Here is a 20,798-nt window from a genome sequence, read left to right on the forward strand (position 1 = left end):
AGACACAAAGAGGACACTCCCGGCCGTCGCGTTGACGCGATCGTTATCCGGATTTGAGCGTCCTCTGAGCGAACAAAAAGCGAATGTATCAGGGCAGAAGGGTCGTCACGAGGGTCTCCTGGAGCCCGCCCAGCCACAGGTACGCCATCACCATCGGCTTGCGCGGGTCCTCGTCCGGCAGCCGGTAGAGGAGGTCGGTGTCGTCCTCGTCGGTGATCTCCAGGCGGGAGCCGATCGCGAGGCGCAGGTCGTTCAGCGCGCGGAGCCACTGCTGGGACTCCTGCGGCGTCAGCTTCAGCACCGCCCCGCCCGCGCCGGCCGCCTCGGAGGCCAGCGCGTCCAGCGAGCGGATCACCGTGAGGGCGTTCTCGCGCTTGCCGGCCCGCAGGTCGTTCTCGGTGTAGCGGCGGAACTCGGCGGAGTGCGCCTTCTGCTCGCCCGCCCGCTCGGGGCCCGGAGTGCCCTCCGGGTCGGTGTAGGCGTCCGGGAAGAGGCGGCGCAGCACCGGGTCGGCGGGAGGCTCGCTCGGCCCGTCGGCGAAGAGCTCGGCGAGCGGGTCGTCGGGGGCGTCCTCGGCCGGGCCGGGGCCGATGAGCTCCAGGAGCTGCACGGCCAGCGACCGGATGATGGAGATCTCGACGTCGTCGAGTGCGACGGCCGCGCCGCCGCCGGGGAGCGGTTCGAAGTGTCCAGGCATAGGAGGGGAGGCTACTTCCGGTCCTGCTGGAGGGTGGCCCACAGGCCGTATCCGTGCATCGCCTGCACGTCGCGCTCCATCTCCTCGCGCGAACCGCTGGAGACGACGGCCCGGCCCTTGTGGTGGACGTCCATCATGAGCTTGGTGGCCTTGTCCTTGCTGTACCCGAAGTACGACTGGAAGACGTACGTCACGTAGCTCATGAGGTTGACCGGGTCGTTGTGCACGATCGTGACCCAGGGGACGTCCGGCTCGGGAACGGCGAAGACCTCGTCGGCTGCCTCGGTGCGTTCGATCTCTAGGGGAGCGGGTGACGTCACAAGCCCATGCTGCCACGCATCCGGGAAATCGTCACACCGACGAAAAGGGAGTAGCATCCATTGCCATGCTGCACACACCGGGGGACGACCCCCGGGCCCCCGGCCGCGCCTGGGGTAGCCGGAGAGTCACGGACTGGGTGAGGTAAGTGGACGTTGCGGACCTTGGGCTGCCGGTGGATGTTCCGTCGACGGCGCTCTTCACGGACCAGTACGAACTGACGATGCTCCAGGCGGCCCTGAAAGCGGGCACGGCCGAACGGCACAGCGTGTTCGAGGTCTTCACCCGGCGGCTGCCGGAGGGCCGGCGCTTCGGCGTCGTCGCGGGCACCGGGCGGGTCCTGGACGCCGTCGAGAACCTCCGGTTCGACGCGGACGTCCTCGGCTTCCTGCGCGAGCGGAACATCGTCGACGACGAGACTCTGCGATGGCTCGCCGGATACCGCTTCTCGGGTGACATCTGGGGCTACCCGGAGGGCGAGGTCTACTTCCCGGGCTCGCCGATCATGCGCGTCGAGGGCTCCTTCGCCGAGTGCGTGCTCCTCGAGACCGTGATCCTCTCCATCCTCAACCACGACTCCGCGATCGCGGCCGCCGCCTCCCGGATGTCCTCCGCCGCGGGCGGGCGCCCCCTGATCGAGATGGGCGCCCGCCGCACCCACGAACTGGCCGCGGTCGCCGCCGCCCGCGCCGCCTACATCGGCGGCTTCGCCACCACCTCCGACCTGGCCGCCGGCTTCCGCTACGGCATCCCCACCGTGGGCACCAGCGCCCACGCCTTCACCCTCCTGCACGACACCGAGCGGGACGCCTTCCGGGCCCAGGTCGACTCGCTCGGCCGGGGCACCACCCTGCTCGTGGACACGTACGACGTCGCCGAGGCCGTCCGCACGGCCGTCGAGGTCGCAGGACCCGAGCTCGGCGCGGTCCGCATCGACTCCGGCGACCTGCTCCTCGTGGCCCACCGGGTGCGCCAGCAGCTCGACGAGCTCGGCGCGACGGACACCCGGATCGTCGTCACCTCCGACCTCGACGAGTACGCCATCGCCTCACTGGCCGCGTCCCCCGTCGACGCCTACGGCGTCGGCACCCAGCTGGTGACCGGTTCCGGGCACCCGACCTGCTCGATGGTCTACAAGCTGGTCGCCCGCGCCGCGTCCGCCGACCCCGGGGCACCGCTGGTGCCGGTGGCGAAGAAGTCCTCCGGCGGCAAGACCTCCATCGGCGGCCGCAAGTGGGCGGCGCGCCGGCCCGACGCGTCCGGGGCGGCCGAGGCCGAGGTCGTCGGCACCGGCGCCGTCCCCGCCGCACTGGCCGACCACCAGCTGCTCGTCGAGCTGGTCAAGGGCGGCGAGGTCGTCGGCCGAGAGCCCCTGGACACCGTCCGCGACCGCCACATGGCGGCCCGCGCCGGCCTGCCCCTCTCCGCGACCCAGCTGTCGCGCGGGGAACCCGTCATTCCCACGGAGTATGTACAGGGCCTGTCGGGTAACTAGGGCGTGTGCCCGGCGCACACCGGGCGACGCCCCCTCCCGCGGGGCCGACAAAGTCTCTAGGCTCAATTACTTCACCCTCAGTCGAAGGACACCGACCATGCGCCGCGCCTTGATCGTCGTAGACGTGCAGAACGACTTCTGCGAGGGAGGCAGCCTCGCGGTGGCCGGCGGCGCCGACGTGGCCGCCGCCATCACCGAGCTGATCGGGCAGGCGCCCGCCGGATACCGGCATGTGGTGGCCACCCGCGACCACCACATCGCGCCCGGCGGACACTTCGCCGACAACCCCGACTACGTGCACTCCTGGCCCGCGCACTGCGTGGCGGGCACGGAGGGCGTCGGCTTCCACCCCAACTTCGCGCCCGCCGTCGCCTCCGGTGCCATCGACGCCGTCTTCGACAAGGGCGCCTACGCGGCCGCGTACAGCGGCTTCGAGGGCGCCGACGAGAACGGCGCCACACTGGGCGACTGGCTGCGGGACCGCCAGATCGACGAGGTGGACGTCGTCGGCATCGCCACCGACCACTGTGTACGCGCCACCGCCCTGGACGCGGCCCGCGAGGGCTTCCGCACCCAGGTCCTGCTGGACCTCACCGCGGGCGTGGCCAAGGAGAGCACCGAACGGGCCCTGGAGGAACTGCGCGCCGCCGGGGTGGAACTGACGGGCAAGCCGGTCGTCTAGGGCAGGCCCGGTCCCGGCGCGGCCCCCGCCCGACGGTTACCGTTTCCGCAAGGTGCACGCACAACTCGCCCCAACGGAGATGGTGTTGACGCAACGCTCGCACGTACGGCGGCCCACGCTCGAAGACGTCGCCCGGCAGTCGGGAGTCTCGAAGTCGACCGTGTCCCGGGTGATCAACGGGGAGGACCGGGTCCGGGCGGAGGTCGTCGACCGGGTCCGCAGGGTGATCTCCGAGCTGGGATACGTCCCCAACCGGGCGGCCCGGCAGCTCGTCACCCACCGCACGAACGCCGTCGCCGTGGTCGCCGCCCAGCCCGAGAACCGGCTCTTCATCGACCCCTTCTTCGACCTCCTCCTGCGCGGCATCCGGCGCGAACTCGCGCTCCACGGCGCCCAGGCCGTCCTGCTGTTCCTGGAGGAACCCGACGACTACGCCCGCGTGGCCGACTACCTCGGCGGCGGCCACGTCGACGGCGCGATCCTGTTCTCCCTGCGCCCCGGCGACCGGCTGGCCGAGATCATCGACCGGCTCGGCCTCCCGGCGGTGTTCGGCGGCCGCCCGCTGCTGCGCGACGGTGACCCCGTGCGGCCCGGCCAGGCCCATGTCGACGGCGACAACCGCGGCGGCGCCCGGCTGGCCGTCCAGCACCTGGTCGCCCTCGGGCGGCGGCGGATCGCGACCGTCACCGGGCCCTACGACCAGGAGAACTCCGCCGCGGACCGGCTGGCCGGGTACCGGGACGTGCTGCGCGACGCCGGCTCGCCGTCCCTCGTCGAGCGGGCCGACTACACCCGGCAGGGCGGCGCCGACGCCATGGCCGCACTGCTGGACCGCCACCCCGGCCTCGACGCCGTGTTCGTCGCCTCCGACCTCATGGCGTCCGGCGCCCTGCAGACCCTGCGGGAGCGCGGCCGCAGGGTCCCCGAGGACGTGGCCGTCGTCGGCTTCGACGACCTCACCTCCATCGCCGAGACGACCGACCCGCCGCTCACCACCGTTCACCAGGACATCGAGGAGATGGGCCGGCTGATGGCCCGGCTGCTGCTCGCCCGGGAAGCCACCCCGGCCGGGCCGCCGCAACGGTCACCGGACGGGGTGCCGGACGGGCCTTCCGTGATCGTCCCCACCCGCCTGGTGCGCCGCGCGTCGGCCTAGCGGCACGGTGGCATCTCACTCCCCGGCCGCATACCGTCCGCGATGTGGGATCACATTCCAGGAGCCGGACCGGGAATCGATACGATGAGCCCATGGTTCTGAACGACGTGAGCGAGAAGACGCCGGGCGCACTGCTCGTGGCGCGGCTGCACGTCGACCTGTGCAGGCTCGCCAGCGCCATCTGTTGACGCACCACCCGCCGCCGTACGGCCGTGAGCCGATGGGGGTACGCCCGCGCGAGCGCAGCCGAGCGTGGGGGAGCCACACACGCACGAACCCGCGCCCACACCTTCCGACAGGAGCCCTGAGCCATGGCCATCGAGGTCCGCATCCCCACCATCCTCCGCCAGTACACCGACGGTCAGAAGGCGGTGGAGGGAAACGGTGACACCCTCGCCGACCTGTTCACCGACCTCGAGACCCGGCACACGGGCATCCAGGCCCGCATCGTGGACGACGGAAAGCTGCGCCGCTTCGTCAACGTGTACCTGAACGACGAGGACGTCCGATTCGTCGACGGCATCGACACCAAGCTGACCGACGGCGACACTGTGACCATCCTGCCGGCCGTGGCCGGCGGCATGGCCTGATCGGCCGCCGGACCCCATGCGCTACGACTCCCCGCTGGCCGCGGTGGGCAACACCCCTCTGGTGCGCCTGCCGCGGCTCTCGCCGTCCGCCGACGTCCGCCTCTGGGCGAAGCTCGAGGACCGCAACCCCACCGGCTCCGTCAAGGACCGCCCCGCCCTGCACATGGTCGAGCAGGCCGAGAAGGACGGCCGCCTCACCCCCGGCTGCACCATCCTGGAACCGACGAGCGGCAACACCGGCATCTCCCTCGCCATGGCGGCCAGGCTCAAGGGCTACCGCATGGTCTGCGTGATGCCCGAGAACACCTCGCAGGAGCGCCGGGACCTGCTCGCCATGTGGGGCGCCGAGATCATCTCCTCCCCGGCCGCGGGCGGCTCCAACACCGCGGTCCGCGTCGCCAAGGAACTCTCCGCCGAGCACCCCGACTGGGTGATGCTCTACCAGTACGGCAACCCCGACAACGCGGGCGCCCACTACGCCACCACCGGCCCCGAGATCCTCGCCGACCTCCCGTCCATCACCCACTTCGTCGCCGGCCTCGGCACGACGGGGACGCTGATGGGCGTCGGCCGGTTCCTCCGCGAGAACAAGCCGGACGTGAAGATCGTCGCCGCCGAGCCGCGCTACGACGACCTGGTCTACGGCCTGCGCAACCTCGACGAGGGCTTCGTACCCGAGCTGTACGACGCCTCCGTCCTCACCACCCGCTTCTCGGTCGGCTCGGCGGACGCCGTGACCCGCACCCGCGAACTCCTCCAGCAGGAGGGCATCTTCGCGGGCGTCTCCACGGGCGCGGCCCTGCACGCGGCGATCGGCGTCGGCAAGAAGGCGCTGAAGGCGGGGGAGAGCGCCGACATCGCGTTCGTCGTCGCCGACGGCGGCTGGAAGTACCTCTCCACGGGCGTCTACACCGCGGCCACCACGGAGGAAGCGATCGAGACCCTCCAGGGCCAGCTCTGGGCGTAGGGTTTCAGGTAGCCAGGTGACGGACCTGGTCCCACAGGACCGGGTCCACCACACCCACCCTGCGCCGGAAGTCGCTCACCCGGATCTGGCGCAGCTCGTCCGTCTCCAGGAAACTCGGCCGCCCCTGCGCGTCCCCCACGGCACCCGGCGGCAGCGGGATCACCCCGGCCCGCTCGTCGTGGTACTTGCTGGTGATCTTCGCGACGGTAGCGCGGTCACCGCGCACCATGAGCACCAGGCACGGCCGGTCCTTCATTCCCGGGCCGTCCTCGAACGGCACGTCCGCCCACCAGATCTCCGCCGGCTGGGGACGGTCGGCGACGCCGTGCCCCCGGGTCGACCGGCCGGAAGGCCGCCCCGTCGTCCGGCCCGGCGGCCGGGTCCTGCGCCGCTTCGGTCGGCGGCCCCGCCCCCAGCCGTCCACGAGCGTCGCGACCAGCGCGAGCAGTATCACCGCCGCGAGCGCGAGCCACCAGGACGTGTCCATACGACGACGTTACCGGCGTGCGAGCGCCGCCGCGCGCCCCATCATCACTTCACATGCCCCCGGTCCAGCCGAACCGGTGACACCACAGGTGAGTTCGCCCACAACGGCCCCTGGCGGAGGAGCGACCCGGGGTTTTGCGCCTTACGCTCGACGCACCGCACGACCCCCGTCGCCCCATTTAACGATCATTCGTTCCACGATCCGTCCCCCGGACCTCACCCGGTACTTCTCGGTTTCCCGCCAGCGGAGGTTTCGCCTTCATGAAGCTCACCGTCGTCGGCTGCTCGGGGTCGTTCCCGTCCGCGGAATCGGCCTGCTCGAGCTACCTCCTCGAGGCCGACGGCTTCCGGCTGCTTCTCGACATGGGCAACGGCGCCCTGGGCGAGCTGCAGCGCCACTGCGGTCTCTACGACCTCGACGCGATCTTCCTGAGTCATCTGCACGCCGACCACTGCATCGACATGTGCGCCTACTTCGTCGCGCGCTACTACCGGCACGACGGCGGCCGCTGCGACCCCATCCCGGTCTACGGCCCGGAAGGCACGGAGCACCGCCTGACCACGGCCTACGCCGACACCCCGTCGGCCTCCTCCATGAGCGAGGTCTTCGACTTCCACACGGTCAAGCCGTCCACCTTCGACATCGGCCCGTTCACCGTGCACACCGAACGCGTGGCGCACCCGGTGGAGGCCTACGGCATCCGCGTCGAACACGGCGGCAGGTCGCTGACCTACTCCGGCGACACCGGCATCAGCCCCGCGCTGGAGGACCTCGCCCGCGACACCGACCTCTTCCTGTGCGAGGCCGCCTTCACGCACGGCAAGGAGAACATCCCCGACCTGCACCTCAACGGCCGCGAAGCCGGCGAGACGGCGAGCAGGGCGGGCGCGAGGAAGCTCGTACTGACCCACATCCCGCCGTGGACCGACCCCCGGGTCAACCTGGCGGACGCCCGCGCGGTGTTCGACGGCCCGGTGGAACTGGCCGCGCCACGGATGACGTACGAGATCTAGAGCCGACGCCACGCAGAAGGCCCCCGGAGCGGTTCAGGGCTCCGGGGGCCTTTCGCATGTCCTGCGCGGGCGTGCTGCGCGCCTACGCCTTGGTGAGGTCCTCGAGCTCCTCCTCGGGCTCACGGCCCGGGGTGGGGAGGTTGAACTTCGTGATGGCGAAGCGGAAGACGACGTAGTACACGGCGCCGAACACCAGGCCGATCGGGATGATCAGCCAGGGCTTGGTGGCCAGGTTCCAGTTCAGCGCGTAGTCGATGAAGCCCGCGGAGAAGGTGAAGCCGGCGTGGACGCCCAGGGCCCAGGTGATCGCCATGGACAGGGCCGTCAGCACCGCGTGGATCGCGTACAGCAGCGGCGCGATGAACATGAACGAGAACTCGATGGGCTCGGTGACACCGGTCACGAAGGAGGTCAGCGCGAGCGAGATCATCATGCCCAGCACGGCCTTGCGGCGCTCGGGGCGGGCGGTGTGCGCGATGGCCAGGGCGGCGGCCGGCAGACCGAACATCATGATCGGGAAGAAGCCGGACATGAACTGGCCGGCCGTCGGGTCACCGGCGAAGAAGCGGTTGAGGTCGCCGTGGACGACGTCGCCGGCCGCGTTCGTGAAGTCGCCTATCTGGAACCAGGAGACGGTGTTCACGAACTGGTGCATGCCGACCGGGATCAGCGCGCGGTTGATGAGACCGAACAGACCCGCGCCGAACGCGCCGAGGCCCGTCATCCACTCGCCGAAGTTCGAGATGACCTCACCGATCGGCTCCCAGACCAGACCGAAGAAGACACCCATCAACGTGCCGACGAACGCCATGATGATCGGCACCAGACGGCGGCCGTTGAAGAAGCCGAGCCAGTCCACCAGCCTCGTGCGGTGGAACCGCTGCCAGATCACGGCGCCCAGCAGACCCATCACGATGCCGCCGAGGACACCGGGGTTGTTGTAGGTCGCGGCTATGTCCGCACCCGCCTGGACCTTGGCCTCGGCGACCGGGAACGCCTTCAGTACGTTGCTGTAGACCAGGAAGCCGACCAGCGCGGCCAGCGCCGTGGAGCCGTCCGACTTCTTGGCGAAGCCGATGGCGACACCGATACAGAACAGCATCGGCAGGTTGTCGAAGATCGCACCGCCGGCCGTCGCGAACACCGCCGTGACCTTGTCGGGCAGGTGCAGCTTGTCGTGCACGTCGGCCTGGCCGAACCGGAGCAGCAGGCCCGCCGCCGGCAGCACGGCGATCGGGAGCTGAAGGCTGCGGCCGACCTTCTGAAGACCCTGCAAAAGACCGGATCCCCACTTCTTCGCGGGGGCCGCCGGGGGCGCGGTGGCGGTGCTCATGGACTTCCTCCATCGGGTGGTGGTCTACACCACTCAGTGGTGTAGACCATGTTGTAGCACGATGAAGGTGGCATAAGGAACCCACGATTCGCGTAATCGTGGTATTACGCTCGGCTACGCCCGACGGCCCCCCGCCCGACCCCCTGCCCACGCCCCCGAACCGGCCCCCGGCTAAGCCTTGGTGACGTCCTCCCGCTCCTCCTCCGGCTCCCGCCCGGGGGTCTTCAGATCGAACTTCGTGATCGCGAAACGGAAGATCGCGTAGTAGACGACCGCGAAGCACAGCCCGATCGGGATGATCGCCCACGGCCGCGTCGCCAGATTCCAGTTGATGACGTAGTCGATGAGCCCGGCGGAGAAACTGAAACCGTCGTGCACGCCCAGCCCCCACGTCACCGCCATCGACGCCCCCGTCAGCACCGCGTGCACCGCGTACAGCAGCGGCGCCACGAACAGGAACGAGTACTCGATCGGCTCGGTGATACCGGTCACGAACGACGTCAACGCCACGGACAGCATCAGACCGCCGACCTCCTTGCGGCGGGACGGCCTCGCACAGTGCGTGATCGCCAGCGCCGCCGCGGGCAGCGCGAACATCATGATCGGGAAGAAACCCGAGGTGAACTGCCCCGCGTCCGGGTCGCCCTGAAGGAACATGTTGATGTCGCCGTGCACCACCGTGCCGTCCGGCTTCGTGAAACTGCCGAACTGGAACCAGATGGGCACGTTCAGGAACTGGTGCAGGCCGATCACCAGCAACGCCCGGTTCGCGACACCGAAGATGCCCGCACCCCAGGCGTCCAACCCGTCCAGCCAGTCGCTGAAACTCTCCAGGGCGTCACCGATCGGCGGCCAGACCCACAGACACAACGCGGCGAACGCGATCGCCACGAACGCCATGATGATCGGCACCAGACGACGGCCGTTGAAGAACCCGAGCCAGTCCACCAGCTTCGTGCGGTGGTACCGCTGCCAGAAGTACGCCGTCAGCAGCCCCACGACGATCCCGCCGAAGACCCCCGGATTCTGGTACGCGAGGGCCCCCACCGTATTGTCGGTCGCCTGGCACCCGATGTTCGGGATCACCTTCGAACCCGGCCCGCAGTCCTCCGGGAACTGCCGCAGCACGTTGTAGTAGACGAGGAAGCCCGCCACCGCCGCCAGCGCGGTCGAACCGTCCGCCTTCTTCGCCATGCCGATGGCCACGCCGACGCAGAACAGCAGCGGCAGCCCGAGGGAGCTGTCGAGCAGTGCCGCGCCCGCACCCGCCATCACCTTCGCCACGTTCGTCCAGCCGAGCCCCTCGTCCCCGAACATGTCAGGCTGGCCGAACCTGTTGAGGATGCCCGCGGCCGGCAGCACCGCGATCGGCAGCTGAAGACTGCGCCCCATCTTCTGCAGGCCCTGGAACGCGTTGTGCCAGCGCCGGCGGGCCGGGCTGATCTCGGTCTCGGCGCTCTCGGCACTCATCGTTTGGCGACCGCCTGTCAGGTGGTGTAGACCAGCTACGGACGATTGGGTTGCTGCGACGTCATCACTGACGTCATCCTTCGGCACGCCCGGCACAATCGCTCGCGAAGTTGGGCCAACTGTGGGTTACTGCGAAAAAGCGGTTCACATCGCGGTTCGCATCAGGGAATTCAGGGAGACGGAACATGGCCACCAAGGCTGAGAAGATCGTCGCCGGACTCGGCGGCCTCGACAACATCGAAGAGATCGAAGGCTGCATCACCCGGCTGCGCACCGAGGTCAACGACGCCTCACTCGTCGACGAAGCCGCCCTGAAGGCCGCCGGCGCCCACGGCGTCGTCAAGATGGGCACCGCGATCCAGGTCGTCATCGGCACCGACGCCGACCCCATCGCCGCCGAGATCGAAGACATGATGTGAGCCACCCCGCTCACTCCTGAGCGCCCCTCCCGGACGCTCACCGAAGGGGCTCCTCCCAGCACCGTGGGAGGAGCCCCTTCCGCAGGTACGGCTAGGCTCAGCGCCATGTCTCGAATCGACGGCCGCACCCCCGAACAGCTCCGCCCCGTCACCATCGAACGTGGCTGGAGCAAGCACGCCGAGGGCTCCGTCCTCGTCTCCTTCGGCGACACGAAGGTCTTCTGCACCGCCTCCGTCACCGAAGGCGTCCCCCGCTGGCGCAAGGGCAGCGGCGAGGGCTGGGTCACCGCGGAGTACTCCATGCTCCCCCGCGCCACCAACACCCGCGGCGACCGCGAGTCCGTCCGCGGCAAGATCGGCGGCCGCACCCACGAGATCTCCCGCCTCATCGGCCGCTCCCTGCGCGCCGTGATCGACTACAAGGCACTCGGCGAGAACACCATCGTCCTCGACTGCGACGTCCTCCAGGCCGACGGCGGCACCCGCACGGCGGCCATCACCGGCGCGTACGTCGCGCTGGCGGACGCCATCACGTGGGCCCAGGGCAAGAAGCTCATCAAGGCCGGCCGCCAGCCCCTCACCGGCACGGTCAGCGCGGTCTCGGTCGGCATCGTCGCAGGAGTCCCGCTCCTCGACCTCCGCTACGAGGAGGACGTCCGCGCCGAGACCGACATGAACGTCGTCTGCACCGGCGACGGCCGCTTCGTCGAGGTCCAGGGCACCGCCGAGGCCGAGCCGTTCGCCCGCGAGGAACTCAACTCCCTGCTGGACCTGGCCGTTCTGGGCTGCACGGAACTGACTGTCCTCCAGCGCACGGCACTTGATACGGTCCTGGAAAAGTAAAGAGCACCCCAAGGAGGACGGCGGGCGGGAGCAACCACCCCGCCCGTCACGGCGTCTTGGGCAGTACGTATGTCAACGGGGGCCTTCCTGGGCCTGACAAGGGGAGGAACCACTTATGTCCACGGCCGCGAGCCGACGCCCGCAGCGGCGTCGTCGTACCGTCATAGCCGCCACTACGGCGGCCGTCGCCCTCACCCTGGGGCTGACGGTGACCGGCTGCGACGCAGTCAACAAGGCCCTGGACTGCGTCCAGACCGCCGACTCCATCGCCGACAGCGTCACCGACCTCCAGCAGGCCGTGGAGAACGCCGCGAACGACCCCACGCAGACGGAGGAGTCGCTGACCTCCATCGAGAACAACCTCGACAAGATCGGCGACAAGACGGACAACGCCGACGTCAACAAGGCGGTCGACGACCTCCAGGCCGCCGTCGCCAACGTCCGCACCGCCGTCGAGAACGGCGACAACACCCCCGACCTCAGCCCCGTCACCGACGCGGCGGGCGAACTGACGAAGGTCTGCACCCCGTAGGGCCGGGCCGGCCGAGGCGGCCGGGATACTGGTGGGCATGACCCGCCTGATCCTCGCCACCCGCAACGCCGGAAAGATCACCGAACTGAGGTCGATCCTCGCCGACGCAGGCCTGCCCCACGACCTCGTCGGCGCGGACGCCTACCCCGACATCCCCGACGTCAGGGAAACCGGCGTCACCTTCGCCGAGAACGCGCTGCTGAAGGCCCACGCCCTCGCGCAGGCGACCGGGTTCCCGGCCGTCGCCGACGACTCCGGCCTCTGCGTCGACGTGTTGAACGGCGCCCCGGGCATCTTCTCCGCCCGCTGGGCCGGGAAGCACGGCGACGACCGGGCCAACCTGGACCTGCTCCTGGCCCAGCTCTCCGACATCGCCGACGAACACCGGGGCGCCCACTTCGCCTGCGCGGCGGCCCTGGCCCTCCCGGACGGCACGGAACGGGTCGTCGAGGGCCGCCTCACCGGCACCCTCCGCCACACCCCGACCGGCACCAACGGCTTCGGCTACGACCCGATCCTCCAGCCGGACGGCGAGACGCGCACCTGCGCGGAACTGACGGCGACGGAGAAGAACGCGATCAGCCACCGGGGGAAGGCCTTCCGGGGGCTGGTGCCGGTGGTGCGGGAGCTGCTGGGCTGAGCCGGACACGGAAACGGCCTGCGATCGATCCTTCGATTCGCAGGCCGTTCATGTGCGGCGGAAGGGATTCGAACCCTCAAGCCCGATCAAGGGCCACAGATCCTAAGTCTGCTGTGTCGCCATTGCACCACCGCCGCCGGTCGCCTGTCATCGTACCGGCAGTCGCTCGGCGCTTTCCGCCTAGATGTCGAGGTCCTTGATGATCTTTGCTACGTGGCCGGTCGCTCGGACGTTGTACAGGGCTCGTTCGACCTTGCCGGTCTCGTCGACCACGATCGTGGAGCGGATGACGCCCATGTACGTCTTGCCGTAGTTCTTCTTCTCGCCGTACGCCGCGTAGGCCTCGGTGACGGTCTTCTCGGGGTCGGCCAGGAGGGTGACCTTCAGGGACTCCTTGTCGCGGAACCTGCCCAGCTTCTCGGGGCTGTCGGGGGAGATGCCGATGACGTCGTACCCGGCGCCGGTCAGGAGTTCCAGGTTGTCCGTGAAGTCACAGGCCTGCTTCGTGCAGCCGGGGGTAAGTGCGGCCGGGTAGAAGTAGACGATGACCTTGCGGCCCTTGTGGTCCGACAGGGACACCTGGTTGCCGTCGGCGTCGGGGAGGGTGAAGGCGGGGGCCACGTCCCCGGGCTGGAGTCGCTCGCTCATCGGGCCAGCGTAACCGGGGGTCCTGACAGTGCGGCGGCGGGCAGAGCTGACAGACTGTCCAGAACAAGACACAGCTGACTTCGGAGGCCTTACCGTGGCGGAGACGTCGGACACCAGAACCCCGGCGCAGATCGAGGCGGACATCAGGGCCCGCCGCGAGGTGCTGGCGGAGACGCTGGACGAGATCGGGGTGCGGGTGCACCCGAAGACCATCGTCGGGGACGCCAAAGCCAAGGTCGTCGCCAACGTCGATCACACGCTCGGGAAGGCCTACGTCCAGGTCAACCGCGCCGTGAGCGAGGTACGGGCGCAGTTCGTGAACGAGGAGGGCGCGCCCCGGCTGGAGCGGGTCGTGCCGGTGGCGCTCGTGGTCGTCGGCGTGGTGGGGCTGCTCGCGTTCAGCGGGCGGCGCCGCAAGGGCTGATCCCCTGCGCTCCTCGCGTACGCGCGCGGGGTAGGTTCAGGGGTGTGAGCGCCAAGAGAGACGACCTGAGTACCACGCACGACAAGCTGCCCATCCGGATGCTGCACGACCGTGTGCTCGTGAAGCAGGAGACCGGTGAGGGTGAGCGGCGTTCGGGTGGCGGCATTCTGATCCCCGCCACCGCGGCCGTCGGTCGTCGGCTGGCGTGGGCCCAGGTCGTCGCGGTGGGGCAGAACGTGCGGACCGTGGAGCCGGGGGACCGGGTGCTGTACGACCCCGAGGACCGTGCGGAGGTCGAGGTGCGGGGTGTCGCCTATGTGCTGATGCGGGAGCGCGATCTGCACGCGGTGGCGGCCGACCGGTTCGAGGGCTCGGAGGACTCGACCGGCCTGTATCTCTGATCGGGCTGCTGTTGATCGGGCTGCCTCTGATGTAGTGGGCAGGAAGGGCTGGTGACCATGGTCACCAGCCCTTTTGTCGTTTCTTTGCTACGTTGGGAAGGAGCCCGACGAGACGCGCCGTACCGGGAACGCAGGCAAAGACGACGCACCGCCGTCAGTCAGTTCGCGTCTCGGAGGTGTCCCTCATGGCCTGGGTTCTGCTCGTCGTCGCCGGTCTGCTGGAAGTCGGCTGGTCGATCGGGATGAAGTACACGGACGGGTTCACGCGGCTCGTCCCGAGTCTGTTCACCGGCGCCGGCATCGTGACCAGCATGCTGCTGCTGTCGTACGCCGCCCGTTCCCTCCCCATCGGTACCGCCTACGGCGTGTGGGTCGGGATCGGGGCGGCGGGGGCCGCGGTGGTCGGCATGGTGGTGCTGGGGGAGCCGGCGACCGCGGCCAGGATCTTCTTCGTGTGTCTGCTGCTGGTCGCCGTGGTGGGACTGAAGGCGACCAGCGGTCACTGACGTACGTCGGCCGACGTCGGTCCGCGTCAGTCCCAGCCGGTGGCCGTCAGCTGGGGGCCGGTCGTCGTGCCCACCGTGTTGCCGGTGTCTTCGGTCGCGCCGTCGGAGGTGCCGGTGGACGTGTTGCCGTCGGTGGTGCCGGAGCTGGTGCCCGAGGCCGTTCCGCCGGTCGCCGTGCCGCCGTCGGTGGTGCCGGTCGATGTGTTGCCGCTGGTCGTGCCGCCCTGGGTGGTGCTGCCGGAGGTGGTGCTTCCGGTGGTGCCGCCGGTGGTCGTGCCGCCGTTCGTCTGCCCCTGGGTCTGACCCTGCGTCTGGCCCTTGGTGCTGTCGGCGCTCGGCGAGCTGCCGTCGGTCTCCTCGTCGGTGGGCTCGTCCTCGGACGGCGGGGCGGAGGGGTAGGCGGACTGCTCGCCGCCCTCCTGGATCTGGAGGTTGAAGTCCGCGGCCGGTTCGCCCTTCAGGGCGTTCTTGGTGAACTGGGCCCAGATCTCGGTGGGTGCGCCGCCGCCGTTGATGCGGGGCAGACCCATCGCGCCCTTGAGGGACTTGTGGGCGGCGGTCTGCGGGTCCTGGCCCATGACCGCGACCACGGTGGCGAGGTCGGGGGTGTAGCCGGCGAACCAGGCCGCGGTGTCCTCCTCGGCGGTTCCGGTCTTGCCGGCGGCGGGCCGGTCGGCGGCGAGGGCCGCGGTGGCGGTGCCGTTCTGGACGACGCTGCGCAGGACCGAGGTGGTGGTGTCGGCGGCCTCGCGGCTGACGACCTGGGAGGACTTCTGCGCGGGCAGGTCCACCACGTCGGAGCCGTCCTTGGTGACCTTCTCGATCAGGGTGTACGTGCCGTGCTTGCCGTGGTTGGCGAGGGTGGCGTAGGCCTCCGCCATGTCCAGGACGCTGGCGGTGGCCGTGCCCAGCGCGATGGAGGGGTAGGGCTGGAGGTCGGGGGTGTCGGTGGGCAGGCCGAGCTCGATGGCGGTCTGCTTGACCTTCGCGGGGCCGACGTCGACGGCCATCTGCGCGTACACCGAGTTCACCGACTTGTCGGTGGCGGTGCGCACGTCGATGTTGCCGTAGTTGACGTAGTCCTCGTTCTCGGGGGCGTAGCTGCCGCCGCTCCAGCCCTGGATGGGGCGCTTGTTGGTGCCGTCGTAGATCGTGTTGGGCGTGATCGGGCGGCCGTCCTGGGTCTCGGAGTCGTTCTCGACGGCCGAGGTGAAGACGAACGGCTTGAAGGTGGAGCCGACCTGGAAGTCCTGGCGGGTGGCGTTGTTGGTGTACTGCTTGATGTAGTCGATGCCGCCGTAGAGGGCGAGGACCTTGCCGGTCTTGGGTTCGACGGCGGCGCCGCCCGCGCGGACGTAGGTGTCGACCTTGCGGTTCTTCTTGTCGAGCTTCTTGATCAGCTTGTCGTTGACGGCGTCGACGAAGGCGTTCTGCTTCTTCTTGTCGATGGTGGTGGTGATGCGGTAGCCGCCGGCGTCGAGTTCGTCCTGGGTGACGATCTTGTTCTCGCGCAGGTAGTCCTTGATCGCGTTGACGAGGTAGCCGCGCTGTCCGGACATGCCGGTGTCGGCGCCGGAGGTCTCCTTGACCGCGGGGAACTTCATGCCGGTGCGCGCGCTCTCGCCGAGCCAGCCCTTGGTGACCATGCCGTCGAGGACGTAGTTCCAGCGCGACTCGGCGGCGGCCTTGTTCTCGGGGTGGGCGATGATGTCGTACTCGCTGGGCGCGTTGACCAGGGCGGCGAGGTAGGCGCCCTGGGCGGGGGTGAGCTTGGCGGCCTCGACGCCGAAGTAGGCCTTGGCGGCGGCCTGCATGCCGTAGGCGTTGCGGCCGAAGTAGCTGGTGTTGAGGTAGCCCTCGAGGATGTGGTCCTTGGAGGTCTCGCGGTCCAGCTTGATGGAGATGAAGAACTCCTTCACCTTGCGGGTGACGGTCTGTTCCTGCGCGAGGTAGTAGTTCTTCACGTACTGCTGGGTGATCGTGGAGCCGGACTGCTTGCCCTTGCCGGTGGCGGTGTTCCAGCCGGCCCGGAGCATCGCCTTGGGGTCGATGGCGGACTCGGTGTAGAAGTCGCGGTCCTCGGCGGCGAGGACGGCGTGCTGGGCGTCCTTGGAGATCTGGCCGAGGTCGACGTTCTCGCGGTTGACGGTGCCGTCGCGGGCGATCTCGGTGCCGTCGGCGTAGAGGTAGACGTTGGACTGCTTGGTGGCGAGCGCGTTGGCCGGGGGGATCTCGACCATGGAGTAGCCGAGGAAGAAGAGTCCGGCGAGCGCCACGACACCGAGGACGAACGTGCCGAGCACCATCCGCCAGGTGGGCAGGAGCCGGCGCAGTCCGGTGCGCTTGGGTCGCTTCATCTTCTTGCCTCCCTCGCCACTTCCTCCGTCGCCCGCCTCGGGGGCTCCGGGTGCCGAGCCCTCGGTGGGCCGCTGCGGCTGTGGCTCGTCACTCATGTGTTGCTGGACTCCTGTTTCGCGTCGTACGTTCCCGTACGTCTCGTAAGCCTCGTACGCCTTCTGCGTCCCCTGTTGAAGACTCTCGCACCAAGCGTTCCGTTCCCGGCAATCGGCGCGCGTTCGGTCACACGTCGTGCCCGGAAAACGCGTGGCACGCGGCGGGAGCGGCGCACTAGGCTCCTGCGTTTCGGTGCCGAAGAGGGCACCAAGAGTGACTCGCGGGCGAGGAGGACGGTTGCCTTGGGATCGGCGCGGTTGTACGCAGCCGTCGCGGCGGGGGGTTTCAGAAGGTACGCGACGTATCGGGTGGCCACGGCCGCGGGGGTGTTCACCAACACCGTTTTCGGCCTGATCCTCGTCTACACATATCTGGCGTTGTGGGACGAGCGGCCGCACCTGGGGGGCTATGACCAGGCGCAGGCGGTCACCTATGTGTGGCTGGGGCAGGCGCTGTTCGCGACGCTCGCGATCCAGGGCGGCGGTTTCGAGACCGAGTTGATGGAGCGGATCCGCACGGGTGAGGTCGCCATCGACCTGTACCGGCCGGCCGATCTCCAGGCGTGGTGGCTGGCGGGTGATCTGGGGCGGGCGTTGTTCCAGCTGCTGGGCCGCGGTGTGCTGCCGTTCGTGTTCGGGGCGTTGTTCTTTCCGACGGCGTTGCCCCACGATCCGGTGATCTGGCTGGCCTTCGGGGTGACGATCGTGCTGGCGATGGTGGTCAGTTACGGGATCCGGTTCCTGGTGGCGCTGAGCGGGTTCTGGTTGATGGACGGCACGGGTGCGGTGCAGGTGCTGATGGTCACCGGGATGTTCTTCTCGGGGATGGCGCTGCCGCTCAACGCGTTTCCCCAGCCGCTGGGGGACATCGTGACGCTGCTGCCGTGGTCGGCGTTGCTGCAGATGCCCGCGGACGTGCTGATGGGGCGGACGGATCCGCTGTTCGCGTTCGCCTTCCAGGTGGGCTGGGCGGTGGTGCTGCTGGCGGTGGGCCGGCTGGTGCAGGGGGCGGCGACGCGGCGGGTGGTGGTGCAGGGTGGGTGAGGGCGGCCGGCTGGCGGAGGGGTTGCGGGCCTATCGGCTGATCGCCGGGATGTGGATCCGTTCGACGCTGGCCTACCGGGTGTCGTTCGTGCTGACCGTGGTCGGTGGTCTGCTGGTGACCGGGCTGGACTTTGTCGCGATCTTGCTGATGTTCTCGCAGGTGGATGTGCTGGGCGGTTACACGCTGCCGGAGGTCGCGTTTCTGTACGGGTTGTCGGCGACGTCGTTCGGGCTCGCGGACCTGTCGATCGGTTCGGCGGGCCGGCTGGGTTCGCGGGTGCGGGACGGCACGCTCGACACGTTGCTGGTGCGGCCCGCGCCGGTGCTGGCCCAGGTCGCCGCGGACCGGTTCGCGCTGCGTCGGGTGGCCCGGTTGATCCAGGGCGCGCTGGTGCTGGGCTACGCGATCGTGGCGTTGGACGTCGCCTGGACGCCGGTGAAGGTGGCGCTGGTGCCGGTGATGCTGGTGTGCGGCGGGTCGATCTTCGCGGCGGTGTTCGTGACGGGCGCGGCGTTCCAGTTCGTGGCGCAGGACGCGTCCGAGGTGCAGGCCGCGTTCACGTACGGCGGTCAGACGCTGTTGCAGTATCCGCCGACCGTGTTCGGTACGGAGCTGGTGCGCGGGGTGACGTTCGTGCTGCCGTTGGCGTTCGTCAACTGGGTGCCGGCGTCCTATGTGTTGGGGCGGCCGTATCCGTTGGGGCTGCCGGAGTGGGCGGCGTTCGCTCCGCCGCTGGTGGCGGTGGCGTGCTGTGCGGCGGCGGGGCTGGCGTGGCGGGCGGGGCTGCGGACGTATCGGAGTACGGGGAGTTGAGGGTGACCGAGTCGGAGGGTGCGAGGGTGTCGGAGAGCGCGTTCATCGAGGTGGACCGGGTCGAGAAGGTCTTCGACGTACGGCGGAAGACCGGTTTCCTGAAGCGGGAGCTGCGGCGGGTGCGGGCGGTGGACGCGATCTCGTTCACCGTGGCGCGCGGTGAGATGGTCGGTTACATCGGGCCGAACGGCGCGGGGAAGTCGACGACGATCAAGATGCTGACGGGGATCCTGACGCCGAGCGGGGGCCGGCTGCGGGTCGCCGGGATCGACCCGTCCCGTGAGCGGACGCGGCTGGCGCAGCGCATAGGGGTGGTGTTCGGGCAGCGTACGACGCTGTGGTGGGACCTTCCGCTGATCGACTCCTACCGGCTGATGCACCGCATGTACCGGATTCCCGACGGCCGGTACCGGGAGAACCTCGACCGGCTGGTCGAACTCCTCGACCTGTCGGCGCTGTTGGACGTGCCGGTGCGACAGCTGTCGCTCGGCCAGCGGATGCGCGGGGACATCGCGGCGGCTCTGCTGCACGATCCCGAGGTGCTCTATCTGGACGAGCCGACGATCGGTCTGGACGTGGTCTCCAAGGCGCGGGTGCGGGAGTTCCTGCGCGAGCTGAACATCGAGCGCGGTACGACGGTCCTGCTCACCACGCACGACCTCCAGGACATCGAGCAGCTCTGCTCGCGGGTGATGGTCATCGACCACGGCCGTCTGGTCTACGACGGTGCGCTGGCCGGGCTGCACGAGGCGGGGGAGAGCGAACGGACGCTGGTGGTGGACCTGGAGCGGGAGCTGCCGCCGGTGGAGGTGGGGGAGGCGGCGCGGGTGGTGAAGGTGGAGGGGCCGAGGCAGTGGTTGGCGTTCCCCGCGTCGGAGTCGGCGGCTCCGCTCGTCGCCCGGATCGCCGCGGAGTATCCGCTGGTCGACCTGTCGGTGCGGGAGCCGGACATCGAGGCCGTGATCGCCCGGATGTACCAGGACCGGGAGACCGCGAGGGAGACCGTAGTGCCGGCGCCCGGGAACTCGTAGGCTGCTGATATGACCGACGACGCAGCCCCGGGCCTGCCGGATCTCCGTGCCTCCGACGCCGATCGCGAGCGGGTCGCCGAGGTCCTGCGGGACGCCCTCGCGGAGGGCCGGCTCGACATGACGGAGTTCGAGGAACGGCTGGAGGAGACGTACAAGGCGCGCACGTACGGGGAGTTGGCGCCGATCACCCGGGATCTGCCGGTCGCCGGGGTCACGCCGCCCGTCGTGTCGTTGCACAAGGAGCCGGTGGAGGAGGGCAGTTGGGCCGGGCGGATCGTGGGCGGCGAGGGGTCGTCGGCCTGGGCGGTGGCCGTGATGTCCGGCTTCCAGCGCAGGGGCCGCTGGACGGCTCCCCGGCGGTTCAACTGCTTCGCCTTCTGGGGCGGCGGGGAGATCGACCTGCGGGAGGCGAACTTCGCCGCGGGTGAGATCGAGATCAACTGTGTCGCGATCATGGGCGGGGTGCAGATCACGGTGCCGCCGGGGGTAGAGGTCGTGGTCCGCGGGATCGGCGTGATGGGCGGCTTCGACCAGCGGGAGGCCGGTGTTCCCGGTGACCCGGGCGCGCCGCGGGTGGTCGTCGGCGGGTTCGCCTTCTGGGGTGGGGTCGGCATCGAGCGCAAGAAGACGCGGGCCGCCCGGCGGCAGGAGAAGCTGGACCGCAAGGCGGCGAAGCGCGAGCTGCGTTCGTCGTCCCGGGACGAAGAGGGAGAGACCCACCGCCGGATCCTGGAGGGTCACAAGGACATGCTGCACGGGCCTGGACTCGGCCACGGCGCAGGATCCGGGCCCCGGCAGGAACGACGGGAGCGCCGCTACGAGGACTGAGCCCGGC

25 protein-coding genes, 1 tRNA gene and 1 riboswitch are annotated in these 20,798 nt (G+C 69.6%); of the genes, 18 read left to right on the plus strand and 8 right to left on the minus strand.

From position 1 onward, the window contains the following. Positions 1-88: 88 nt before the first annotated feature. Together ACFVYS_RS00525 and clpS are read right to left on the minus strand one after the other, a co-directional pair. Positions 89-697 (minus strand): DUF2017 domain-containing protein, encoded by a 609-nt coding sequence (locus ACFVYS_RS00525; protein WP_389497436.1) that lies wholly within the window; start codon positions 695-697, stop codon positions 89-91. A gap of 11 nt (positions 698-708) precedes the next feature. Further along, positions 709-1,074, minus strand: a complete 366-nt coding sequence (gene clpS / locus ACFVYS_RS00530) for an ATP-dependent Clp protease adapter ClpS (protein ID WP_389497438.1) — start codon at positions 1,072-1,074, stop codon at positions 709-711. Between the two features lie 89 nt (positions 1,075-1,163). Between clpS and ACFVYS_RS00535 the strand changes: the two genes are divergently transcribed. From ACFVYS_RS00535 to ACFVYS_RS00560, 6 genes are all read left to right on the plus strand, one after another. Continuing rightward, positions 1,164-2,510, plus strand: a complete 1,347-nt coding sequence (locus ACFVYS_RS00535; RefSeq protein ID WP_389497440.1) for a nicotinate phosphoribosyltransferase — start codon at positions 1,164-1,166, stop codon at positions 2,508-2,510. A gap of 97 nt (positions 2,511-2,607) precedes the next feature. Next, complete coding sequence (locus ACFVYS_RS00540) at positions 2,608-3,192, plus strand: isochorismatase family protein (RefSeq protein ID WP_389497442.1); 585 nt, start codon at positions 2,608-2,610, stop codon at positions 3,190-3,192. Positions 3,193-3,271: 79 nt separating this feature from the next. Continuing rightward, the gene (locus ACFVYS_RS00545; RefSeq protein WP_389497444.1) at positions 3,272-4,348 is read left to right on the plus strand and encodes a LacI family DNA-binding transcriptional regulator; all 1,077 of its coding nucleotides are present in this window, start codon (positions 3,272-3,274) and stop codon (positions 4,346-4,348) included. 92 nt (positions 4,349-4,440) lie between these two features. After that, positions 4,441-4,536 (plus strand): putative leader peptide, encoded by a 96-nt coding sequence (locus ACFVYS_RS00550; protein WP_020132206.1) that lies wholly within the window; start codon positions 4,441-4,443, stop codon positions 4,534-4,536. A gap of 123 nt (positions 4,537-4,659) precedes the next feature. Further along, complete coding sequence (locus tag ACFVYS_RS00555; protein WP_389497445.1) at positions 4,660-4,938, plus strand: MoaD/ThiS family protein; 279 nt, start codon at positions 4,660-4,662, stop codon at positions 4,936-4,938. A gap of 16 nt (positions 4,939-4,954) precedes the next feature. Further along, the gene (locus ACFVYS_RS00560; protein WP_389497447.1) at positions 4,955-5,905 is read left to right on the plus strand and encodes a PLP-dependent cysteine synthase family protein; all 951 of its coding nucleotides are present in this window, start codon (positions 4,955-4,957) and stop codon (positions 5,903-5,905) included. A gap of 4 nt (positions 5,906-5,909) precedes the next feature. Here the strand turns inward: ACFVYS_RS00560 and ACFVYS_RS00565 are convergent, their stop codons facing one another. Beyond that, a complete protein-coding gene (locus ACFVYS_RS00565; RefSeq protein ID WP_389497448.1) occupies positions 5,910-6,392 on the minus strand; it encodes a type II toxin-antitoxin system PemK/MazF family toxin in 483 nt (160 codons plus the stop codon). A gap of 260 nt (positions 6,393-6,652) precedes the next feature. Here ACFVYS_RS00565 and ACFVYS_RS00570 point away from each other — a divergent pair, with 260 nt between their 5' ends. Next, on the plus strand, positions 6,653-7,405 hold the full coding sequence (locus ACFVYS_RS00570; protein WP_327183306.1) for an MBL fold metallo-hydrolase: 753 nt from the start codon (positions 6,653-6,655) through the stop codon (positions 7,403-7,405). Between the two features lie 82 nt (positions 7,406-7,487). Here ACFVYS_RS00570 and ACFVYS_RS00575 read toward each other — a convergent pair whose 3' ends face one another. Together ACFVYS_RS00575 and ACFVYS_RS00580 are read right to left on the minus strand one after the other, a co-directional pair. Further along, positions 7,488-8,738 carry a PTS transporter subunit EIIC gene (locus tag ACFVYS_RS00575; RefSeq protein WP_389497450.1) on the minus strand — a complete coding sequence of 417 codons (1,251 nt, stop codon included), beginning with the start codon at positions 8,736-8,738 and terminating at the stop codon, positions 7,488-7,490. 171 nt (positions 8,739-8,909) lie between these two features. Continuing rightward, positions 8,910-10,208 (minus strand): PTS transporter subunit EIIC, encoded by a 1,299-nt coding sequence (locus tag ACFVYS_RS00580; RefSeq protein WP_389497452.1) that lies wholly within the window; start codon positions 10,206-10,208, stop codon positions 8,910-8,912. Positions 10,209-10,393: 185 nt separating this feature from the next. On the opposite strand from ACFVYS_RS00580, the gene ACFVYS_RS00585 reads away from it, so the two are divergent. From ACFVYS_RS00585 to rdgB, 4 genes are all read left to right on the plus strand, one after another. After that, positions 10,394-10,627 (plus strand): glucose PTS transporter subunit EIIB, encoded by a 234-nt coding sequence (locus tag ACFVYS_RS00585; protein WP_020132213.1) that lies wholly within the window; start codon positions 10,394-10,396, stop codon positions 10,625-10,627. 105 nt (positions 10,628-10,732) lie between these two features. Then, positions 10,733-11,470, plus strand: a complete 738-nt coding sequence (gene rph, locus ACFVYS_RS00590; protein ID WP_054240207.1) for a ribonuclease PH — start codon at positions 10,733-10,735, stop codon at positions 11,468-11,470. A 115-nt stretch (positions 11,471-11,585) separates the two neighbouring features. Continuing rightward, positions 11,586-12,002, plus strand: coding sequence for a hypothetical protein (locus ACFVYS_RS00595; protein WP_389497454.1), 417 nt, complete (start codon positions 11,586-11,588; stop codon positions 12,000-12,002). Between the two features lie 37 nt (positions 12,003-12,039). Next, positions 12,040-12,642, plus strand: a complete 603-nt coding sequence (gene rdgB, locus ACFVYS_RS00600) for an RdgB/HAM1 family non-canonical purine NTP pyrophosphatase (protein ID WP_389497456.1) — start codon at positions 12,040-12,042, stop codon at positions 12,640-12,642. A gap of 53 nt (positions 12,643-12,695) precedes the next feature. Here rdgB and ACFVYS_RS00605 read toward each other — a convergent pair. After that, positions 12,696-12,779: transfer RNA gene (locus ACFVYS_RS00605), tRNA-Leu, on the minus strand. A 43-nt stretch (positions 12,780-12,822) separates the two neighbouring features. Further along, complete coding sequence (gene bcp / locus ACFVYS_RS00610) at positions 12,823-13,290, minus strand: thioredoxin-dependent thiol peroxidase (RefSeq protein WP_389497458.1); 468 nt, start codon at positions 13,288-13,290, stop codon at positions 12,823-12,825. Between the two features lie 94 nt (positions 13,291-13,384). Here bcp and ACFVYS_RS00615 point away from each other — a divergent pair, with 94 nt between their 5' ends. The 3 genes from ACFVYS_RS00615 (at position 13,385) to ACFVYS_RS00625 (ending at position 14,621) form a co-directional block, all read left to right on the plus strand. Further along, complete coding sequence (locus ACFVYS_RS00615) at positions 13,385-13,714, plus strand: DUF3618 domain-containing protein (protein ID WP_267019696.1); 330 nt, start codon at positions 13,385-13,387, stop codon at positions 13,712-13,714. 98 nt (positions 13,715-13,812) lie between these two features. Further along, a complete protein-coding gene (locus tag ACFVYS_RS00620; RefSeq protein WP_372481747.1) occupies positions 13,813-14,115 on the plus strand; it encodes a co-chaperone GroES in 303 nt (100 codons plus the stop codon). A 76-nt stretch (positions 14,116-14,191) separates the two neighbouring features. After that, positions 14,192-14,265, plus strand: a riboswitch (guanidine-III (ykkC-III) riboswitch). Positions 14,266-14,300: 35 nt separating this feature from the next. Continuing rightward, complete coding sequence (locus tag ACFVYS_RS00625; RefSeq protein WP_389497460.1) at positions 14,301-14,621, plus strand: DMT family transporter; 321 nt, start codon at positions 14,301-14,303, stop codon at positions 14,619-14,621. A 26-nt stretch (positions 14,622-14,647) separates the two neighbouring features. Here the strand turns inward: ACFVYS_RS00625 and ACFVYS_RS00630 are convergent, their stop codons facing one another. After that, positions 14,648-17,074: a transglycosylase domain-containing protein gene (locus ACFVYS_RS00630; protein ID WP_389497462.1), complete on the minus strand. Its 2,427-nt coding sequence runs from the start codon at positions 17,072-17,074 to the stop codon at positions 14,648-14,650. 243 nt (positions 17,075-17,317) lie between these two features. On the opposite strand from ACFVYS_RS00630, the gene ACFVYS_RS00635 reads away from it, so the two are divergent. Genes ACFVYS_RS00635 through ACFVYS_RS00650 form a run of 4 tightly spaced genes read left to right on the plus strand, consistent with a single transcriptional unit; the run spans position 17,318 to position 20,791 of the window. Further along, positions 17,318-18,118: an ABC transporter permease gene (locus tag ACFVYS_RS00635; protein WP_389497464.1), complete on the plus strand. Its 801-nt coding sequence runs from the start codon at positions 17,318-17,320 to the stop codon at positions 18,116-18,118. A gap of 49 nt (positions 18,119-18,167) precedes the next feature. Further along, positions 18,168-18,932, plus strand: a complete 765-nt coding sequence (locus ACFVYS_RS00640; RefSeq protein WP_389498005.1) for an ABC transporter permease — start codon at positions 18,168-18,170, stop codon at positions 18,930-18,932. A 2-nt stretch (positions 18,933-18,934) separates the two neighbouring features. Further along, complete coding sequence (locus tag ACFVYS_RS00645) at positions 18,935-19,963, plus strand: ATP-binding cassette domain-containing protein (protein ID WP_389497466.1); 1,029 nt, start codon at positions 18,935-18,937, stop codon at positions 19,961-19,963. Positions 19,964-19,972: 9 nt separating this feature from the next. Continuing rightward, a complete protein-coding gene (locus ACFVYS_RS00650) occupies positions 19,973-20,791 on the plus strand; it encodes a DUF1707 domain-containing protein (RefSeq protein ID WP_389497468.1) in 819 nt (272 codons plus the stop codon). Positions 20,792-20,798: the final 7 nt, after the last annotated feature.

It is taken from the genome of Streptomyces sp. NPDC058295, assembly GCF_042880655.1.
GTDB lineage: Bacteria > Actinomycetota > Actinomycetes > Streptomycetales > Streptomycetaceae > Streptomyces > Streptomyces coriariae.

What these genes read in the sequence shown, in the direction of transcription:
- bcp (WP_389497458.1), bottom strand. Translation starts at nt 13,290, where the DNA reads ATGAGCGAGCGACTCCAGCCCGGGGACGTGGCCCCCGCCTTCACCCTC.
- ACFVYS_RS00525 (WP_389497436.1), bottom strand. Translation starts at nt 697, where the DNA reads ATGCCTGGACACTTCGAACCGCTCCCCGGCGGCGGCGCGGCCGTCGCA.
- ACFVYS_RS00620 (WP_372481747.1), top strand. Translation starts at nt 13,813, where the DNA reads ATGCTGCACGACCGTGTGCTCGTGAAGCAGGAGACCGGTGAGGGTGAG.
- ACFVYS_RS00575 (WP_389497450.1), bottom strand. Translation starts at nt 8,738, where the DNA reads ATGAGCACCGCCACCGCGCCCCCGGCGGCCCCCGCGAAGAAGTGGGGA.
- ACFVYS_RS00540 (WP_389497442.1), top strand. Translation starts at nt 2,608, where the DNA reads ATGCGCCGCGCCTTGATCGTCGTAGACGTGCAGAACGACTTCTGCGAG.
- ACFVYS_RS00595 (WP_389497454.1), top strand. Translation starts at nt 11,586, where the DNA reads ATGTCCACGGCCGCGAGCCGACGCCCGCAGCGGCGTCGTCGTACCGTC.
- ACFVYS_RS00555 (WP_389497445.1), top strand. Translation starts at nt 4,660, where the DNA reads ATGGCCATCGAGGTCCGCATCCCCACCATCCTCCGCCAGTACACCGAC.
- rph (WP_054240207.1), top strand. Translation starts at nt 10,733, where the DNA reads ATGTCTCGAATCGACGGCCGCACCCCCGAACAGCTCCGCCCCGTCACC.
- ACFVYS_RS00560 (WP_389497447.1), top strand. Translation starts at nt 4,955, where the DNA reads ATGCGCTACGACTCCCCGCTGGCCGCGGTGGGCAACACCCCTCTGGTG.
- ACFVYS_RS00585 (WP_020132213.1), top strand. Translation starts at nt 10,394, where the DNA reads ATGGCCACCAAGGCTGAGAAGATCGTCGCCGGACTCGGCGGCCTCGAC.
- ACFVYS_RS00650 (WP_389497468.1), top strand. Translation starts at nt 19,973, where the DNA reads ATGACCGACGACGCAGCCCCGGGCCTGCCGGATCTCCGTGCCTCCGAC.
- ACFVYS_RS00630 (WP_389497462.1), bottom strand. Translation starts at nt 17,074, where the DNA reads ATGAGTGACGAGCCACAGCCGCAGCGGCCCACCGAGGGCTCGGCACCC.
- ACFVYS_RS00580 (WP_389497452.1), bottom strand. Translation starts at nt 10,208, where the DNA reads ATGAGTGCCGAGAGCGCCGAGACCGAGATCAGCCCGGCCCGCCGGCGC.
- ACFVYS_RS00550 (WP_020132206.1), top strand. Translation starts at nt 4,441, where the DNA reads ATGGTTCTGAACGACGTGAGCGAGAAGACGCCGGGCGCACTGCTCGTG.
- ACFVYS_RS00545 (WP_389497444.1), top strand. Translation starts at nt 3,272, where the DNA reads ATGGTGTTGACGCAACGCTCGCACGTACGGCGGCCCACGCTCGAAGAC.
- ACFVYS_RS00625 (WP_389497460.1), top strand. Translation starts at nt 14,301, where the DNA reads ATGGCCTGGGTTCTGCTCGTCGTCGCCGGTCTGCTGGAAGTCGGCTGG.
- clpS (WP_389497438.1), bottom strand. Translation starts at nt 1,074, where the DNA reads ATGCTACTCCCTTTTCGTCGGTGTGACGATTTCCCGGATGCGTGGCAG.
- ACFVYS_RS00570 (WP_327183306.1), top strand. Translation starts at nt 6,653, where the DNA reads ATGAAGCTCACCGTCGTCGGCTGCTCGGGGTCGTTCCCGTCCGCGGAA.
- ACFVYS_RS00565 (WP_389497448.1), bottom strand. Translation starts at nt 6,392, where the DNA reads ATGGACACGTCCTGGTGGCTCGCGCTCGCGGCGGTGATACTGCTCGCG.
- rdgB (WP_389497456.1), top strand. Translation starts at nt 12,040, where the DNA reads ATGACCCGCCTGATCCTCGCCACCCGCAACGCCGGAAAGATCACCGAA.
- ACFVYS_RS00640 (WP_389498005.1), top strand. Translation starts at nt 18,168, where the DNA reads ATGTGGATCCGTTCGACGCTGGCCTACCGGGTGTCGTTCGTGCTGACC.